Here is a 17,378-nt window from a genome sequence, read left to right as displayed (position 1 = left end):
ATGACGTCAATACTAGGACTCTCCATGGAAATCAAACACAGCCTTGGCCATGCAAACCCTGCACTGGTCGTAGATGCTTTTGACCTACGCCAGCAAGTTTTCACTCAAGAACAAGGCTTCCCCGCTGACATTGATGTGGATGAATATGATGATGCCGCACTGCATGTGGTTTTATATTTAAACCAGCAACCTGCAGCGGTTTTGCGCTGTGTATTTTTAGATGATGGGCTGATCAAAGTCGGACGTGTAGCCGTGCAAAAAACGCACCGCGGCAAAGGCTTAGGGCGTGAAATGATGAAATTTGTCCAGCAATATGGCGCTGAAAATCAGCATCAAAAAATCGGACTTTCAGCCCAACACACCGCCATTGCGTTCTACCAAAGCTTAGGCTATCAAACCGAAGGGGAAATGTACGATGAAGATGGCATGGACCATATTTTTATGAGCTTATCTTTAAACCGTTAACCCTGCCCTTGAAATTACTGTTCTCGCCTCTATATTAATGTTAGGTCAATTATTAATCAATTAGAGGTGTGCTATGGCTAATGGCTGGGCAAATGAAGATGCAGTGCAGGAACAAATTGATGCCACGCTAGATGACGCAATTGCGAAGGCACGTGGCCAATTGCCTTCAGGCGAAAGCGCCGAATTTTGCGAAGAGTGCGGCGAACCTATTCCTGAAGCACGCCGATTAGCCGTATTAGGCGTGAAACTCTGTCTAAAGTGCCAATCTGAACTAGATAAAAAACAAGCCGCTTTTAGTGGTTATAATCGGCGTGGGAGTAAGGATAGCCAATTGAGATAATACGTTTTATCATCAACTAATCCGCACTTTATAACAAGTTAATAGTGACTTTCACCTATCTTCCTTAACTTATTGGTAAAACATGTAAATTTATCATTCTTAATGATTAATAAATTGATAATTAACATGATATTCCATCCATTTAACCAATCTTATTTCCCCCTATTGTTGATCATTCATCCATATCATGGCAGTATAACCGCCTATTTTTTAACTTCCCGAGGTGGCAAAGACTCGATATTTATCATTTTTTTCGGCAGTTTTCACTGTCAACAACACCACGTATAACGCGTTTTTATTGTTCTTTCTATTACGTTCCCTTAGGGAATATTTTCGCAATTATCCATTGTTTCATTAAGAAGGACAGGTCGTTGCATACCCTTCTCACTCTTGGTATGCCAAAAATAAAATAAAACAAAAGAAGGTTGTTATGAGTCAAATTGCTACTGATTCGAAAAAAGTTCGTTCTAAAATTAGTCCCCCAGTGTTTTATAGCTCTGCCATTATTATTTTGGTTATTGTTGGCTTTGCCGCACTGATGCCAAAAGTCGCAGAATCTCATCTAAGTCATCTTCAACAAAACTTGTTTAACAACGCCAGTTGGTTCTACATCCTTGCTGTAGCCATTATCCTACTGAGTGTGACTTATCTGGGACTCTCCCGTTATGGGCAAATAAAACTGGGGCCAGACCACGCGCAGCCAAATTTTAGTTATGTGTCGTGGTTTGCCATGCTGTTTTCCGCAGGTATGGGGATTGGTTTGATGTTCTTCGGGGTCGCTGAGCCCGTGATGCATTACCTCAACCCGCCTGTGGGTGAAGCCCAAACCATTGAAGCGGCAAAAGAAGCCATGCGTTTGACCTTCTTCCACTGGGGCTTACACGCTTGGGCCATTTACGCCATTGTTGCCTTAATTTTAGCGTTTTTTAGTTATCGCCACGGGTTACCCCTGACACTACGCTCTGCACTGTATCCAATTATTGGCGATCGCATTTATGGCCCTATTGGCCATGCCGTTGATATCTTTGCAGTCGTTGGTACGGTGTTTGGTGTTGCCACTTCATTAGGCTTCGGTGTATTGCAGGTCAATGCGGGTCTAAACCACTTGTTTGGCTGGCCGGTGAATGAAATGGTGCAAGTGGGGTTAATCGTCACCTTTACCGCACTGGCAACGCTTTCTGTGGTCTCAGGGTTGGATAAAGGCATTCGCATTTTATCCGAACTTAACTTAGGTCTCGCGTTCTTGCTGCTGTTGCTGATTGTAATATTGGGGCCGACTGTTCTGTTATTAAAATCGTTTGTGGAAAATACGGGCGGTTATCTTTCTGAGATTGTGACCAAAACCTTTAATTTGTACGCCTATGAACCTAAATCAAGCGATTGGTTAGGTGGCTGGACGTTACTGTATTGGGGTTGGTGGTTATCATGGTCACCGTTTGTAGGGATGTTTATCGCGCGAATTTCCCGTGGTCGTACTATCCGTGAGTTTGTCATGGGCGTGTTATTCGTGCCTGCTGGGTTCACATTGATGTGGATGACGTTCTTCGGTAATACTGCCATTGACCTTATCAAGAACCAAGGAGCGGTAAAGCTCGCCGAAACCGTGCAATCGGATGTCTCCCTTGCCTTGTTTGAGTTCTTGAATTATTTCCCATTTTCCTCTGCATTGTCATTTTTTGCCATGTTGATGGTAGTCGTATTCTTTGTCACCTCGGCGGACTCAGGGGCGATGGTGGTCGATACACTGGCCTCTGGCGGTGACTCTAATACCCCAATTTGGCAACGTATTTTCTGGGCTGGGCTGATGGGCGTCGTGGCTATTACCATGTTACTGGCGGGTGGCTTACAAGCGCTGCAAACTCTCACCATTGCCAGCGCCTTACCGTTTGCAATGGTCTTGCTTGCCTCTATTTATGGGTTATTTAAAGCGTTGCGAGTGGATGCTTATAAGCGCGATAGCCAGCAATTAGCGACGATTGCGCCTACGGCAAGCCGTAACCCAATTCCATGGCAACGTCGCTTGCGCAATATTGTCTATTTCCCTAAGCGTGCCCATGTGAAGCGCTTTATGGAAGAGTCTGTTAAGCCGTCAATGGAGATGGTTTCTGAAGAACTCGCTAAGCAAGGCACGGTTTGCCATATTCACACAGACAAAGATGACAGAATCGGTTTTGAGGTGGATTTAGGCGACGATATGAACTTTTTCTACGAAGTTCGCCTACGTTACTATGTTCAGCCATCTTTTGCCTTAGCGGGTATGGGCACGGAAACAGATGACGAAAAGAGTGAAGAACAACGCTATTACCGCGCTGAAATCCACTTAAAAGAAGGCGGCCAAGACTACGATGTGATGGGCTGGGCAAAAGAGCAGATCATCCACGATATTCTCGACCAATATGAAAAACATATTCACTTCTTACACTTGCTGGGTAAGTAGCCCAAAAGAGAAAATTTAGGCGTTAGAGGCTAAAGTTTACTCAACAGTACCCGCCATCGTTACGTAAAGATGGCGGGTACTTATGATACTTTCCTAATTTTCGTCATGTTTTATTTTTTTCGTATAATGGCCCATAGTCTTAATCATGGTACATACGAGGAAAATACTCACTAATTTTATTATTATCGAATAATTGGTCTGCAGTGAAATCAATGGTATCTGATACTGCAATTCCATGGCGCAACTCTTTGGGAAAATCGTCAATTGAAGCATAAATAGTTGGCATCAAATAACGAAAATAATCCCCCATCTTAGTTTCACTATCATAGCCAACGGGGTAATCATCCCCAGGGTTATTGCCTTCTATAGCTTGATAAATAAAGAAACCTTTATTGACTGACAGATTAGTATCACTGTAATGTCCCGAAGTCATTAACTCGTTTTCTATGCACTCTTCAACTTCTTTTTTCGAAGATAGATGTCGATAAAGACATGATGAATATAAATCTAAAATAGCTGAGCCATCTTTATTGAGGGGATAGTTTACAAAGGTTGCTGATTCTTCCCACATGTATTCATTTAAATCATTCAATAGTTCTGTAACATTACTAATCGCCAGTAACGATTTAGGTAAATCACCAAAACTATTATTAATCATGACAGCGATTTTTCCGTTTTTATCCATAGCAAACCAAGTAAAAACCGAACCAAAACTAGGTTCCCAATTAATATCTAAAATACTCATTTATCTACTCCTGTTGGCCATGTAATTAGGCAATTATCACATGTTTCTTTTATTGCTTTTATCGGAATGGTATCTTTTCCCCAAACCTCTCGCGGCCTGACCGCTTGGGTAAATCGGATATTTTCTGGCTTGACTCCTTGGCTGATCAACGAGTCTGCTGCTGATACCTCAGCACAAGCACCAACTGTATTTTTACAAAATTTTGTATATTCACCTATTTCAACTCCAAGTTGTTTCTTAACATAAATTACAGTGTCCTTGTTCAGCATTTCAGCTGAAATTTTACCATCGCTGTATCCAATAGCTATCTTTCCTGTTACAGGATCATACGCACCTATCATGGTGGCTGTATTTGTAGCCTGCGTCTTAGACGGGAATCGATTGATCTCCTCAATCAATTTTTTAGTCGCAGAGGCATGCAACTGCTCTTTTTCTATAATAGGGATTAATTTTGAAATATTAAGCTTACCGGAAGCCAATAACTCTTTTGAGGTGGTTGGTATTGCATTTTTTAATGATTTGAGTGCCTCTTCAGAACTCACTACAACTTTATAACCCGCACCTCCAATTGCGCCTGTCGATAATGCAGCTTCAGGTGCAGCTATATCTGCAACCACTAAGCCTAGCTTATTAGCACAAAAACTGAGGCTGGCTTTACATCCAATGAAACCTAATTTTAGCCCTTCCGCAATTTCTGGCGTTGCGGCAACAACTATTTCACCTCCGAGAATGATTGCTACCCCGCCGACAGCAACTAACCCCACCACTCCAGCAGCTTGTTCTCTTGCAGCAACTCTTTGTGCGGCGGCTTTATCTCCTTTAGCCGCCGCCATCATATCGAGATTGTTCTCTATAATTATTTGCTGGAGTTGATGCTCTGTATAATTATACGTATAAACCAATTCAGCTGAATTAGCGGCAGAAAATGCCCCTTCTGGCTTATGAGTGATTAATGCCCCTGCAAACCCGCCTAATACTTTGGTAAATTGAGTTTTGGCCTCATTACCCTTAATTGCATCTTGTAGCAATGCGAGTTGTCTTTCTTGCTCATTGAGATATTTGGATTCAAACAATTTGCTGTTCAATGTTATTGCAGCTAACTCGGCAGCTAACGCACCAACAACTGCGCCTTTTGCATCTCCCCCTGCTATTTCAGCACTCACACCTGCGACAACTGAGTGACTTAATAATTTACCTGTATGCTCTAAAATTTCACCGTTATCACCAATCAGCTTTGCGCCTTCGGCATTAATCTGACTCCCGATATTACTGAGTAAGGCATTCTTGAAGTTATCGGTGAAGCTGCCACCTTGAATTGTTGTGTTCACGGTAGAACTAATCACGGATTGCGCGGCAACACGCTGTGCGACTTTATTCCAATCTCCATTGCTTAATAGTGGTAATTTGGCATCAGCGGGGTTACCTGTCGTCCAGCCCATCTTGGCATCAAGGCCATTAAGTGCCCCTGAAATCACCATCTGAGTGATAATAGATTTGACGGTATCACTTTTACCCAGCGAGTTAAGTGTTTTGGATAGATTTCCTTGGTTTTCTGCCAGCGCGACCGCCGCTTGCGTGGAAAGTGCTGTCATACCTGAATAGGCTGCGCCTGAGATGACCGCTGCGGTGGTTCCACTTGTTCCTGATGCTGCCCAAGCGGCAAACTGCGATGCAGTACCCGATGTCATCGCTGCAACAGTTATCATGATTAACGCTGAAGCGACTGGGTTTAAGCTTTGACTTTTATAATCCCAGCTATCATACGCATCCTTAACTAATCCCCATTGCACATCCTTGCGGTCTTTTAGACCCGCAAGCCACTTTGTGCCTTCGGTTTGTCCAAGGGCATTAAGGGCATTTTGTAAGCTTTGGTTATTTTTGGCTTTAACATCTGCGGTAATGCCTTTATTCGCATCAACAGTTAATTTCCCGCCGATATGAAGGCTCGGTAAAATCCATTTATCTTCGGTATACCCTTTATTACGTTGGGTGATATAAAACCCTTTCGAGTTAGTAATCACTTGCTCAAAAGTGGTGTTCTTCACCGCTTTAAAATTTACCTTACCTGTTTGGCTGGTGATTTTGGCATTCTTGCCCGCATTAATTTTGGTGGCTTCTAACGTGACATCATCCTTGGCGTACAAATTAATATCGCCGCCAGCGGTAAATTCAGTGACTTTATTCGTCGTTTCACTGCGCGTTTTTTTGACATCTTTTTTGGTGATACAAAGCGTCCATTTATTGCACTTTTTACTTTGCTCTTCATAGTGGCTGGTTTCTTCCATCGCTTGTGCGTAGAGATACCCGCCTTTTGCCGCAATATCCATCGCACCTTTGGCAACGAGACGAGACGCTTGGAAGAGGATGCTTCCCTCTGACAACATAGTCAGGTTTTTTCCACTGTTAATTTCAGTGCCAATTTGGCGATATAACTCTTCAAATCGTTTACCTGATTGCTTGCGATATTGGGTTTTGACAGACTCTAAGCGTACATTTCCCCCACTGGAAATGGTGATGTCATCTAGGGATTTGATTGTGCTACCTTGCGCGGTTAATGCACCATTAGAAGCAAGAGTGACGCCTTTATCCCCTGAAAGGGTTGAGGTCACATAGCGCACATCTTGGTTATCTTCATTAGGGTTGGGAATGGCAGAGTAGGCGGTAGCGGTTAATTTAATATCACGACCTGACAATGCAGTGAGCTTGTCTTTGGATTGGAGATTGGCGGATTGCAAATCAATATCACGAGCGGCATTTAACGTAATATTGCCATTCGCAATAAGTTGAGAGCTCAATTCTGGATATCGATTAGTTTTAAATACATTGTCGACATCTTTAATGGCTTTAGAACCTAAAATAATATCTTGACCCGCATTGAGCGTCAGGGATTTTCCACTGTTAAAGGTTATACCCCGTGCTTCAATGTTTTTACCTGCGGTGAGGTTGATTTCCCCCGAACTAGCCCAATTTCCTGTTTTCGTGAGTAACGCATTGATATTTGCGACTGGCTCTAAAGCCGCGAGTTTCATTAGATTGGATTCATCGCGGCGAATAACGATATTGTCATTGGCACTGAGGGTGAGTTTATTCGTTTTAGCTAATTGCGCATTATCGAAAGTGACATTTTTACCCGCTTGGATATGTAACGAATTCGCAGCGTTAATAACTGGGAGAGATAACGCATTATCTTTAAAGGCAGAGACAGGGTTTAAGCTGTACGAGATATTGCCATTTTTGGCAATTAACGTACTGTCTTTCGCGGTTAAATTGACTTGTTTAAGATTAAGGTCGTTATTCGCAATTAGGCTTTGTGATTGATTGGCTACGAGCTGTGCATTATTAATATTGATATTTTGACCCGCGATAATAGACAGGTCATTTCCAGACTGTAAGTTGGAGGAAATATTTATATTATTAGAATTTAAGATAATATTTTTTGCGGTAATGGCAAAGGAAGGAGCACCTACTTGCATTATTTTCGCTATAGGTTTTTCGGTGCTAGGAAGTTTGCTTTCAAGGTTAATAGTGTTTTTAAAATCAAGAACAACATTATTTCCCGCAGATATAGACTGATAACTTAATACATCAGGAGACCAAGAATAGAATTTATCGAGCAATTTAAAGTCTATTGGCTCACTAACATAAAATATATCGTAAGTTCCTGTATCATCACTTTCATCTGCAAATTGCCCTAAATCAGCATTAGATGTATCATATTTATACCAAAGATCTAATTTCCCTGAGTTAAATGAGCCAACAGATGCGTTCTGTCCCGTCAATATTATGTTATTTTTTGCAGTGATTTTTCCAAAGTCATTCACTAAATCATTTGCATTAATATAGGTATTTTTTCCTGATGTTATAGCACCTACATATCCCTGGCTAGAATACTGTTTTCGTTCAACATTAATACTGTCATTGTTGATAAAATCCATCTCCCCAAACCATTTTTTATAGGGAAAACTTTCTAATCGGGGATAGAGTGAAATAATCGATACAACTCCTTGCCTTTTACCAAAAAAAGAAGACACATAAGAGCCATTTTTATCACTGGTAGTCGCATTGATATCGGATATCTTTATAGGCGATGTTATTGCTGAATTAGTCAATTTCTTCGTCCGAACAACCAAATCCCCGGTATTGGTCTTTATCGTTCCCGATTTATTTTCAATCAGGGTGCTCAAATCCCCCTTGGCATTTTTCTGCATCCACAGATTATCTTGTGCCTGAATAAGCGCACTATTGCCCGTATTGCTGACCGACTCGGCAAAGACACGCATATCCTTACCAGCGATAACTTTCCCGTTATTGGTCAGGGTATTGGTGGCTAATGTGATGTCCTTGGTGGCATTCACGTTTGCATTGGCATTAATTTGCAGATTTTTGGTGCTGACATTAATGTCTTTTTTCCCTTGAATATTGCCTGCAAGGGTAATTTTGCCATCGACAGTTAATGTCAGGTCATTTTGGTTGATTTGCACATTACTGAGGTTAATTCCCACCCCCGCCTCAGTACTGACCAATTTAACTTGGTTGGCGTACATGCCGCCCAGTGCTTTGGTATCTACCGAAATACTGGGTTTTGTCCCTTCACCCGCAATCGGTGTTACGGTGCCTTTTTGAAAGTCGACACGGTTGGTGCCTTGCATCAGAGTCAAGTTCTTAGCTTTGATTTGCCCATTCAATTCGGTGGCGCGGCTGATAATATCGGCATAGGTTTGCGCTTCGGCATTCATACCATTAGCGCCGATAACCACACTGCCTTTTTTTACCTCAATCGCAGACAAAGCCCCCTTGTTATCCAGAATGGGTTTCCCCGTGGTCAAGGTAATCGCAGGGGTATTTACAAAGCTACAGCCATTACAGGTAATCCCATTTGGGTTGGCAATTAAGACATTCGCCCCTTTGCCAGCTACTTCCAGCTTTCCTTGTAATTCTGAGCGGCTACTGCCTGTGACTTCGTTAATAATCAGATTGGCAGCATTCCCCTTTAAGTTAGCATTGGCTTTGATTTGCCCGGCAATTTGGGAGTTCACATTGCTGGTGGCGTTATTGAGTACCGCGCCTTGTTTATCCACATTGAAGTCTTGGAATTTATTGTGTGATATCCCCGCCCCATTCGGCGTGGCAATATTAATAACTGGAATATTATTTTGTTGGCTGACTTGGGTGTTTTTATCTGCCGCCGTCATGGCTGCACCCCAAGCGGGATGTAAAGGGTAGACAGCCGTTAATAAAATAATGGTGTAACTTAATAGCCGCTTAGGGCGCGAAGGCAACTGTTCATTGAGCATAAATAATCCTTTAAAAACGTAAAGCTACAGAGAGAATGAAACCGACCAATAGGCCGACCAATTGTCTGGTTTAAGTTGTGAGGGATAATGCAAAGGCTTACTGAGTAAAAACTGAGAATAAAACAGGCTATTGCCAGTAAAAGAGAGACCAACGGCTCCCCCCGCAAGGGTGTCATGTTCAATGTGGTATTTATCTGAGCCAATAAACCCATAATCTAAAGCACCGATAAAACGCAGTTGCCCAATTGCCGTATTGGCGATGTCTTTGTTAATTTCATTACGCCAATACCCGCCACGGTTACCGCTTAAAGACTGCTCATGGTAGCCACGGACAGAGTACTGACCGCCGATGCTGATACGTTCAATACCGTATAAATTATCGGGGGAATATTGACCGTAAAATGAGGTTAAATAGGTCAAACCATTGGGAAAAAAATACTGATAACTGCTGCTTAGACTAAATTTGCGGTAATGGCTGCGTGGGGAGTCTTTCGCGAGCGTATCCGATGAGGCGCCAAAGGCAGAAATTCCCCATTCAGCCGAAGGGTTAAACGTGAAATAACCTTGCCCGAGCGTGGTACTGTACTGCGGGGTAAATGAGAGGGAGGTTAGCGTTGGGCTACTGATACTCAGCGTTTGGGAAGCCAACTGAGTATTGGCTTTTTTATGTTTTAAACTGCCTTGTAAGGTTAAACGCTGCTTGCCATCACGATAAATTAAACGGCTGACATCAAATTGTTGGTTGGTATTTTTGCCTTCATAACGGTATTGCTGGCCCGACGTCTTAAACGGTTGTAGCGTGCTGTTACGGTAAAATTGATAGCGGTAAGACCAATAGCCATAAGGGATATTCAAATTCGCAACAATATAACGATTATGGTGGGATGCGCTTCCTTCCATGTCGCTATTGGCTGAGACTGACCACTGTTCACCAATTCCCAAAAGGGTATCAGCCGTCAAACTGCCAGTAAGTAGCTGTTTCCCTGTTGCCTTCATCCCTGAATTATCGAGGTTCAATTGGCTTGTGAGTGGCCATTTTTTCCCTTGCTGATGAATAATAATCCGAGAGTAACCATTTTGGCTGCCAGGCTGGATATCGATAGTGTATTTAGCAGACGATAATCGATTGAGTTGCTCCAACCCTTGTTCAATATCCCGTAAATTTAATATGTTGCCTTGTTGATAAGGAAAGACCTGATGAACCAAACGCTTCGGAGAATTTTCTATCTCGATAGCTTCAATATTCCCTTCAATAACTTGCAATATTAATTGATGTGAAGACAAATCTTGTTCTGGGATGATGGCTTGAGAGGTAATAAACCCTTGCTCGATATAATAATTAGTAACGTGCTTGGTGAGCCCATGTATTTCGCTAAGTGTGAGACAACGTTTGAGATAAGCTGAGGTTAATTGCGTTTGCGTTGTGGCGCTAAGCTGCGTGGCGCCGACAAATTGGATCTTGTCGATAGGAAAACAGGTTTCATCTTGAGTCGGTTTTAACAAAGCATCATCAACAATGATAGCTCTTTGTTTTTCCAGTTGATTACGTTGTTTCAGCTCCAACTCTAACCGTTGCTTTTGTTCAAATTGAACGCTCTCCTGTGATGAGCCCAGCAATTGATTTTCTGCATAACCATAAGGAGAAATGATAAATAACGATAAGCAGAATAAGCGCCACAAAGCTTGTTGATTTGTCATGTTATTTTAGTTTACGTCATGAATAGTAAATTTAACGTAATGTAACTCATTCTCATTGATGACTTTTAGATAAAAAATATCCACCATGAATAAAATTTATTCTTTTCATGTTTAATACGTTTTTTTGTGTTTTTTTATTTTATTGCTTCGATTAACTCTTTATTGGCGGTAAAAATAAATGTTATATGCTAATAACCAATCGTTTGATTTTATTAGGAATGATTTTGTTGAAGGGTTTTTCATAAGTAACCCTACAGGTAATTCCACCGTTACAAAAAAGATAAAAAACAGGCAACTCAAAAATGAGCCGCCTGTTTTTTATCTTTTTTACTCACGGTTATCGAGTTTGGACTTACCTACACACATCATTTAAGTAACGTTGGCAAGGTAATGCCTCGCATTGGCGATACCCAATTTACGCCCATCAGGCTTCATATCCATTCCTTCAGCATAAATAAAATTAACATCATTTATTCCGATAAGTCCGAGAGCAGCACGCAAATAAGAGGTAACGACATCTGTTGGTTGGCCTTCATGCACTCCCCCTCGAGAACTAATCACTACTGCTCTAACCCCTTTGACTAACCCTTGAGGGTAACGGTCAGTATAGAAAAAAGTTTTGTTCGCTCGTACAACGAGGTCGAACCACTTTTTTAAGTCAGTAGGGACATTAAGGTTATACATTGGGGCACCAATAATCAGTAAATCGCTTTCCTTTAGCTCATTAATTAGCGAATCCGATATTTCCACGCCATTTCCTACTAATGAAGATGAATCGTCCCCTCCCCGCATAGCTGAAAAAAGCGATTGGTTGAGTTTAGGTAACGCCATAGTCGTCAGGTCATGCTCAATAATCGTATCTTGGTAGCCTGCCTGCTCGCGCAATAATTGGTATTCATCAATCAATTGATTGGTTAAGGAGCTTTGCCCATTAATGCTAGATTTCAAAATTAAAAGATTACTCATAGTCATATTCCCGTATTAACTGTATGACTAAAGAATATCACTGTCTTTTTACCCTTATTAGTGACATTATTTCTGGTTATTGTATCCTAAAAGGAACCAATAAATGTTAAATGACCTAAGTGGCATACCTGTTTTTGTCGCTGTTGTGGAAAGCGGTAACTTTTCTAAAGCCGCACAAAATCTTTTTCTCACGCGTTCCGCTGTAGGGAAGACCATCTCACGATTGGAAGAAAGGCTCGGTGTCGACTTGTTCAAACGCACGACTCGCACTCAGACATTAACAGAAGAAGGTAAGATATTTTATCAGCAATCCCGCCTGGCTCTTGATAGCATTCATAAAGCAGAAGATGAAATACAAAAAGGAAAAGTGCTCGTTAAAGGCCACCTAAAAGTGAGCTTACCCGTCTTATTTGGCCATAAATGCGTTATGCCGATCCTATTTTCCCTTGCTCAGACTTACCCTGAACTTAAGCTAGATCTTGCATTCAGTGATCAACAAATCAATTTACTTGAGGAAGGCGTCGATCTTGCTGTGCGCATTGGAACCTTAGCAGACTCCTCTTTTATTAAAGCTCGCCAACTTGGCCAGCATGGAATGGTGCTTTGTGCATCACCTGACTTTCTAAAAAAATACGCGGAGCCTTTCACTTTAGCGGAGTTAAGTCATCACCCTGCTATTGGGTATAAGCGAGGGGGCGTTATTCAGAATTGGCAGCTGAAAGATGACATTGGAAATATCGTTGATTTTTGCCCTAACACGATTTTGACAACTGACGATTTTACCGCCATCGCAGCAGCGGCATGTAATGGGATTGGCTTGGCCTGGCTTCCTGATTGGTTAATCTCAAGGGAAATCGAATTAGGTGAGCTGCAGCAAATCTTACCAAATAGCGCCTGTACAGCTTTCTCAATTAATTTGATATGGCCAAATTCTACATGGCTGCCTTATAAAACTCGTGTCGTCATCGATGAACTTGTCGCTAAGCTTCCTAAGATGATTTCTTAAGTTAATCAGATTATTACACCGAGTTATTTTAGAAAAAGAGATAGTTTGGGGAGCATACATCAGTATGTGACCCAAATAGCCGAAAGAAGTCAACACAGCTAGAGCTCGAAATATGACGAAGGCAAACTCATTTTCTAGATACAAATTAATTTTCTAAAGAGTTCGAACGCTAGCAAGGCGGCAATTGAGGATAGTTTGGGGAGCATACATCAGTATGTGACCCAAATAGCCGAAAGAAGTCAACACAGCTAGAGCTCGAAATATGACGAAGGCAAACTCATTTTCTAGATACAAATTAATTTTCTAAAGAGTTCGAACGCTAGCAAGGCGGCAATTGAGGATAGTTTGGAGAGCATACATCAGTATGTGACCCAAATAGCCGAAAGAAGCCAACACAGCTAGAGCTCGAAATATGACGAAGGCAAACTCATTTTCTAGATACAAATTAATTTTCTAAAGAGTTCGAACGCTAGCAAGGCGGCAATTGAGGATAGTTTGGGGAGCATACATCAGTATGTGACCCAAATAGCCGAAAGAAGCCAACACAGCTAGAGTTCGAAATATGACGAAAATTAGGCGCTCTTTCTCTTATCAGCAACAATATTACTATAATCCGGGCTCTCTAAAGCGATTAGCTCATCCAACAACGCCGCCAGCTGCTGCATTTTCTCTGGGGAAAATGCCAGTTCAATTTTTTGGTAGCCTGCTTCGACTTCTTGACGTGCTTTGTCGTACAGCTCTTGCCCTGTTGGCGTTAGCGAAACGTACAGTTTGCGTTGGTCATTCAGTGGCTTTAAGCGGAAAATTAAACCTTCTCGCTCCATACGGGTTAAGATCCCCGTCAGGCTTGGGCGGAGAATACAGGTTTGAACCGATAAATCATGAAAATCAATTGAACGGTTATCAGCTAAAACGCGAATGATACGCCATTGCTGTTCAGTCAAATTATATGACTTTAAAATTGGTCGGAAAAAACCCATTGCGGTTTCTCTCGCCTGCAATAATGCAATTGTCAATGATTCATGCATAAGCTTAAAACTCACCACTTAATTAATGTTATGTAATCTCAATTTAAGTACTTTGAGATTATGTATTTTTACGTATTTTTGACTTATCTCTAATAATGTCAGCCATTTTGCTGTGATTTCAACACACCACAATCATCTCTGTTAAAGAGTAGCATGCTCAAATAACAATCTCAAAGAAAAACCCTAAAATATTAATGAGTAAATAATTCTTTAATTATCATTGAAGTTAAATAATTGTAATTAAAAAAAATTTGAAAAAATAATAAAATAATTAATAACAATCACTTACAGAGTAGCCATTGGATTTTGTTAATGCGATCACAATTAAAATTAACATTTCCATAAAGGTATTGCTAATTTCAAAATTATACTTTATTAATATGTTAATAATTACTCGAAAGTTGAATTCTTTTCATTAAGGAGTTGTCAATGAAAGGCACAGTATTTGCCGTTGCCCTCAATCATCAAAGCCAACTTAGCCATTGGCTCGAGGCATTCCAGCAAGCCCCTTATAAAACCCCACCAAAGACCCCAGTGTGGTTTATTAAGCCGCGCAATACGCGCATCAATTCTGGCGAACAGATTCTGCACCCAGCCGGTGAAGAAGTGCAAAGTGGTGCAACCCTCGCGCTGGTGATTGGCCAAGATGCACGTAAAGTGAGCAAAGCGGATGCCATAAAATTTATCGCTGGGTTTGCGCTTGCAAATGAAGTGAGCCTACCAGAAGACACTTTCTACCGCCCTGCTATCAAAGCAAAATGCCGTGATACCTTCTGCCCAATTGGCGAAATGGTAAAAACCTCACTGAATGCCCCTGTCGATATCATCACTCAGGTGAATGGCAAAGAAGTCGATCGTTGGTCAACAAAAGATTTGATCCGCGATGCCAGTGAGTTAGTGGCTGCCCTCAGTGATTTTGCCACCTTGAAACAAGGGGATGTGATCCTGATGGGAACCCCACAACAACGCGTTACTATCAAACCGGGTGATGAAGTCGTGGTTCAAGCAGAAGGCTTCCCTAGCCTGAAAAATACTGTTGTCGCGGCAGGAGGAAAATAATGAAGCATGCAAAAATCCTTTTTAAAGGGACGGAATATGCCGTCACTGTAGGCGATAACGAAGCCATTACATTACCCAACGGAGACGTTGTCGCCGGTGATTCCGCAGATGTAACTTGGTTACCCCCTGCACAAGGTACCCTATTCGCCCTTGGTTTGAACTACGCCGACCACGCCGCAGAATTAGAATTTAAGCCACCTGAAGAGCCATTAATTTTCTTAAAAGCAGAAAGCAGCTTAACAGGACATCGCCAAGTGTCTGTTCGCCCAGATAATGTTGAATACATGCATTATGAATCTGAGCTGGTGGTGGTGATTGGTAAAACAGCACATAAAGTATCTAAAGAAGATGCTATGGATTATGTCGCGGGTTACACCGTGTGTAATGACTATGCAATTCGCGACTATTTAGAAAATTACTACCGCCCGAATTTACGGGTAAAAAGCCGCGATACCTTAACACCGATTGGCCCATGGTTAGTGGATAAAGACGATGTGAAAGACCCACATAACCTTGCGCTGTATACCTATGTGAATGGGGAATTACGCCAAAAAGGCACCACGGCAGATTTAATTTTCGATATTCCATTTTTAATTGCTTATCTCAGTGACTTTATGACACTGCAACCGGGCGACATGATTGCAACTGGCACGCCAAAAGGGTTGTCTGATGTGGTACCAGGTGACGAAGTCATTGTTGAAGTTGAAGGCGTTGGCCGATTGGTCAATACCATTATCAGCGAAAAAGACTATGAGGAACGTGTGTAATGACTAAGATTAATCATTGGATCAACGGTAAGAACGTTGCCAGCAAAGAGTATTTCCAAACCACGAACCCAGCCACTGGCGAAGTACTCGCTGAAGTTGCTTCTGGCGGTCAAGACGAAATCAACCAAGCGGTTGCGGCAGCAAAAGAAGCGTTTCCAAAATGGGCTAACACGCCAATGAAAGAGCGCGCTCGCTTAATGCGCCGCTTGGGTGAGCTGATCGACGAAAACGTCCCTCAAATCGCGGAAATGGAAACTAAAGACACGGGTTTACCAATCCACCAAACTAAAAATGTGTTGATCCCACGCGCTTCACATAACTTTGAGTTCTTTGCTGAAATTTGTCAGCAAATGAATGGTCGTACCTATCCGGTTGACGACAAAATGATGAACTACACCCTCATTCAACCAGTGGGTGTATGTGGGTTAATCTCTCCATGGAACGTGCCATTTATGACCGCGACATGGAAAACAGCACCTTGTTTAGCGCTCGGTAATACCGCAGTGTTAAAAATGTCTGAGTTATCACCATTATCCGCAAACCGCCTTGGTGAATTAGCCCTAGAAGCGGGTATCCCTGCGGGTGTTCTGAACGTGGTTCAAGGCTACGGCAGCACAGCGGGCGATGCATTAGTGAAGCACCACGACGTTCGTGCCATTTCCTTTACGGGTGGTACTGCGACGGGTCGTATGATCATGCAAAACGCGGGTCTGAAAAAATACTCAATGGAACTAGGCGGTAAATCCCCTGTTCTGGTATTTGAAGATGCAGACATCGAACGCGCACTGGATGCAGCTTTATTCACCATTTTCTCTATCAATGGCGAGCGTTGCACCGCAGGTTCACGTATTTTCATTCAAGAAAGCATCTACCCAGAGTTTGTGAAACGCTTTGCTGAGCGCGCAAACCGCCTGATCGTCGGTGACCCTAACGATCCAAAAACTCAAGTCGGTGCATTGATCAGCGAACAACACTGGAACAAAGTTTCTGGTTATATCCGCATTGGTATGGAAGAAGGCGCAACTTTATTAGCGGGTGGCCCTGATAAACCAACAGACCTGCCGGCTCACCTTAAAGGCGGTAATTTCTTACGTCCAACGGTTCTGGCTGATGTTGATAACCGTATGCGTGTCGCGCAAGAAGAGATCTTTGGCCCTGTAGCATGCTTAATTCCATTCAAATCTGAAGAAGACGGTTTACGCATGGCGAATGACATCGAGTATGGCCTTGCTTCGTATATTTGGACGCAAGATGTCAGCAAAATTCTACGTTTATCACGCAGTATCGAAGCGGGTATGGTGTTTGTTAACACCCAAAACGTCCGCGACCTACGCCAACCATTCGGCGGCGTAAAAGCCTCTGGTGTTGGCCGTGAAGGTGGCGAGTACAGCTTTGAAGTGTTCGCCGAAATGAAGAACGTGTGTATCTCCTACGGAGACCACAATATCCCACGTTGGGGTGTGTAACTTATTAAGTCATTTTTATTATCAATTAGATACCTATAAAAATTTGAACTGTAAATGATTCACAACAAATAATAGCTACAACAAATTATGGGTAAACTCGTTCCTTA

The 17,378-nt window shown here is 42.2% G+C and carries 12 protein-coding genes; 7 read left to right on the top strand and 5 right to left on the bottom strand.

The genetic code is table 11. The features are described from left to right. Positions 1 to 24: 24 nt before the first annotated feature. The 3 genes from J6836_RS21425 (at position 25) to J6836_RS21415 (ending at position 3,242) form a co-directional block, all read left to right on the top strand. Positions 25 to 465 carry a GNAT family N-acetyltransferase gene (locus J6836_RS21425; protein WP_219245830.1) on the top strand — a complete coding sequence of 147 codons (441 nt, stop codon included), beginning with the start codon at positions 25 to 27 and terminating at the stop codon, positions 463 to 465. Between the two features lie 73 nt (positions 466 to 538). Beyond that, a complete protein-coding gene (locus tag J6836_RS21420) occupies positions 539 to 805 on the top strand; it encodes a DksA/TraR family C4-type zinc finger protein (protein ID WP_219245829.1) in 267 nt (88 codons plus the stop codon). Positions 806 to 1,235: 430 nt separating this feature from the next. Beyond that, entirely contained in the window at positions 1,236 to 3,242 is a 2,007-nt protein-coding gene (locus J6836_RS21415) for a BCCT family transporter (protein ID WP_219245828.1), read from the top strand. A 139-nt stretch (positions 3,243 to 3,381) separates the two neighbouring features. Here J6836_RS21415 and J6836_RS21410 read toward each other — a convergent pair whose 3' ends face one another. From J6836_RS21410 to J6836_RS21395, 4 genes are all read right to left on the bottom strand, one after another. Then, positions 3,382 to 3,987: a hypothetical protein gene (locus J6836_RS21410; RefSeq protein WP_219245827.1), complete on the bottom strand. Its 606-nt coding sequence runs from the start codon at positions 3,985 to 3,987 to the stop codon at positions 3,382 to 3,384. Then, on the bottom strand, positions 3,984 to 9,281 hold the full coding sequence (locus tag J6836_RS21405; protein ID WP_255586279.1) for a DUF637 domain-containing protein: 5,298 nt from the start codon (positions 9,279 to 9,281) through the stop codon (positions 3,984 to 3,986). Before J6836_RS21405 ends, J6836_RS21410 begins: the two co-directional genes overlap by 4 nt. Positions 9,282 to 9,305: 24 nt before the next feature. Then, positions 9,306 to 10,979, bottom strand: coding sequence for a ShlB/FhaC/HecB family hemolysin secretion/activation protein (locus J6836_RS21400; protein WP_219245826.1), 1,674 nt, complete (start codon positions 10,977 to 10,979; stop codon positions 9,306 to 9,308). Positions 10,980 to 11,348: 369 nt separating this feature from the next. Further along, positions 11,349 to 11,945, bottom strand: coding sequence for an FMN-dependent NADH-azoreductase (locus J6836_RS21395; protein WP_219245825.1), 597 nt, complete (start codon positions 11,943 to 11,945; stop codon positions 11,349 to 11,351). A gap of 103 nt (positions 11,946 to 12,048) precedes the next feature. Between J6836_RS21395 and J6836_RS21390 the strand changes: the two genes are divergently transcribed. Beyond that, positions 12,049 to 12,951, top strand: a complete 903-nt coding sequence (locus J6836_RS21390; RefSeq protein ID WP_219245824.1) for a LysR family transcriptional regulator — start codon at positions 12,049 to 12,051, stop codon at positions 12,949 to 12,951. Positions 12,952 to 13,523: 572 nt separating this feature from the next. Here J6836_RS21390 and hpaR read toward each other — a convergent pair. Further along, positions 13,524 to 13,979, bottom strand: coding sequence for a homoprotocatechuate degradation operon regulator HpaR (gene hpaR / locus J6836_RS21385; RefSeq protein WP_219245823.1), 456 nt, complete (start codon positions 13,977 to 13,979; stop codon positions 13,524 to 13,526). Positions 13,980 to 14,408: 429 nt separating this feature from the next. On the opposite strand from hpaR, the gene J6836_RS21380 reads away from it, so the two are divergent. From J6836_RS21380 to hpaE, 3 genes are read left to right on the top strand one after another with little or no spacing between them, the layout of a single operon-like run. Next, positions 14,409 to 15,038, top strand: coding sequence for a fumarylacetoacetate hydrolase family protein (locus J6836_RS21380; protein WP_219245822.1), 630 nt, complete (start codon positions 14,409 to 14,411; stop codon positions 15,036 to 15,038). Then, positions 15,038 to 15,805, top strand: a complete 768-nt coding sequence (locus tag J6836_RS21375; protein WP_219245821.1) for a fumarylacetoacetate hydrolase family protein — start codon at positions 15,038 to 15,040, stop codon at positions 15,803 to 15,805. Before J6836_RS21380 ends, J6836_RS21375 begins: the two co-directional genes overlap by 1 nt. Beyond that, on the top strand, positions 15,805 to 17,271 hold the full coding sequence (gene hpaE, locus J6836_RS21370; protein WP_219245820.1) for a 5-carboxymethyl-2-hydroxymuconate semialdehyde dehydrogenase: 1,467 nt from the start codon (positions 15,805 to 15,807) through the stop codon (positions 17,269 to 17,271). Before J6836_RS21375 ends, hpaE begins: the two co-directional genes overlap by 1 nt. Positions 17,272 to 17,378 lie beyond the last annotated feature (107 nt).

Source organism: Providencia sp. R33 (genome assembly GCF_019343475.1).
GTDB lineage: Bacteria > Pseudomonadota > Gammaproteobacteria > Enterobacterales > Enterobacteriaceae > Providencia.
This window is presented reverse-complemented; position numbering and strand designations above follow the sequence as displayed.

Excerpts from the sequence above, each read along its gene's own strand:
- J6836_RS21425 (WP_219245830.1), top strand. The coding sequence starts at position 25 with ATGGAAATCAAACACAGCCTTGGCCATGCAAACCCTGCACTGGTCGTA.
- J6836_RS21420 (WP_219245829.1), top strand. The coding sequence starts at position 539 with ATGGCTAATGGCTGGGCAAATGAAGATGCAGTGCAGGAACAAATTGAT.
- J6836_RS21415 (WP_219245828.1), top strand. The coding sequence starts at position 1,236 with ATGAGTCAAATTGCTACTGATTCGAAAAAAGTTCGTTCTAAAATTAGT.
- J6836_RS21410 (WP_219245827.1), bottom strand. The coding sequence starts at position 3,987 with ATGAGTATTTTAGATATTAATTGGGAACCTAGTTTTGGTTCGGTTTTT.
- J6836_RS21405 (WP_255586279.1), bottom strand. The coding sequence starts at position 9,281 with ATGCTCAATGAACAGTTGCCTTCGCGCCCTAAGCGGCTATTAAGTTAC.
- J6836_RS21400 (WP_219245826.1), bottom strand. The coding sequence starts at position 10,979 with ATGACAAATCAACAAGCTTTGTGGCGCTTATTCTGCTTATCGTTATTT.
- J6836_RS21395 (WP_219245825.1), bottom strand. The coding sequence starts at position 11,945 with ATGAGTAATCTTTTAATTTTGAAATCTAGCATTAATGGGCAAAGCTCC.
- J6836_RS21390 (WP_219245824.1), top strand. The coding sequence starts at position 12,049 with ATGTTAAATGACCTAAGTGGCATACCTGTTTTTGTCGCTGTTGTGGAA.
- hpaR (WP_219245823.1), bottom strand. The coding sequence starts at position 13,979 with ATGCATGAATCATTGACAATTGCATTATTGCAGGCGAGAGAAACCGCA.
- J6836_RS21380 (WP_219245822.1), top strand. The coding sequence starts at position 14,409 with ATGAAAGGCACAGTATTTGCCGTTGCCCTCAATCATCAAAGCCAACTT.
- J6836_RS21375 (WP_219245821.1), top strand. The coding sequence starts at position 15,038 with ATGAAGCATGCAAAAATCCTTTTTAAAGGGACGGAATATGCCGTCACT.
- hpaE (WP_219245820.1), top strand. The coding sequence starts at position 15,805 with ATGACTAAGATTAATCATTGGATCAACGGTAAGAACGTTGCCAGCAAA.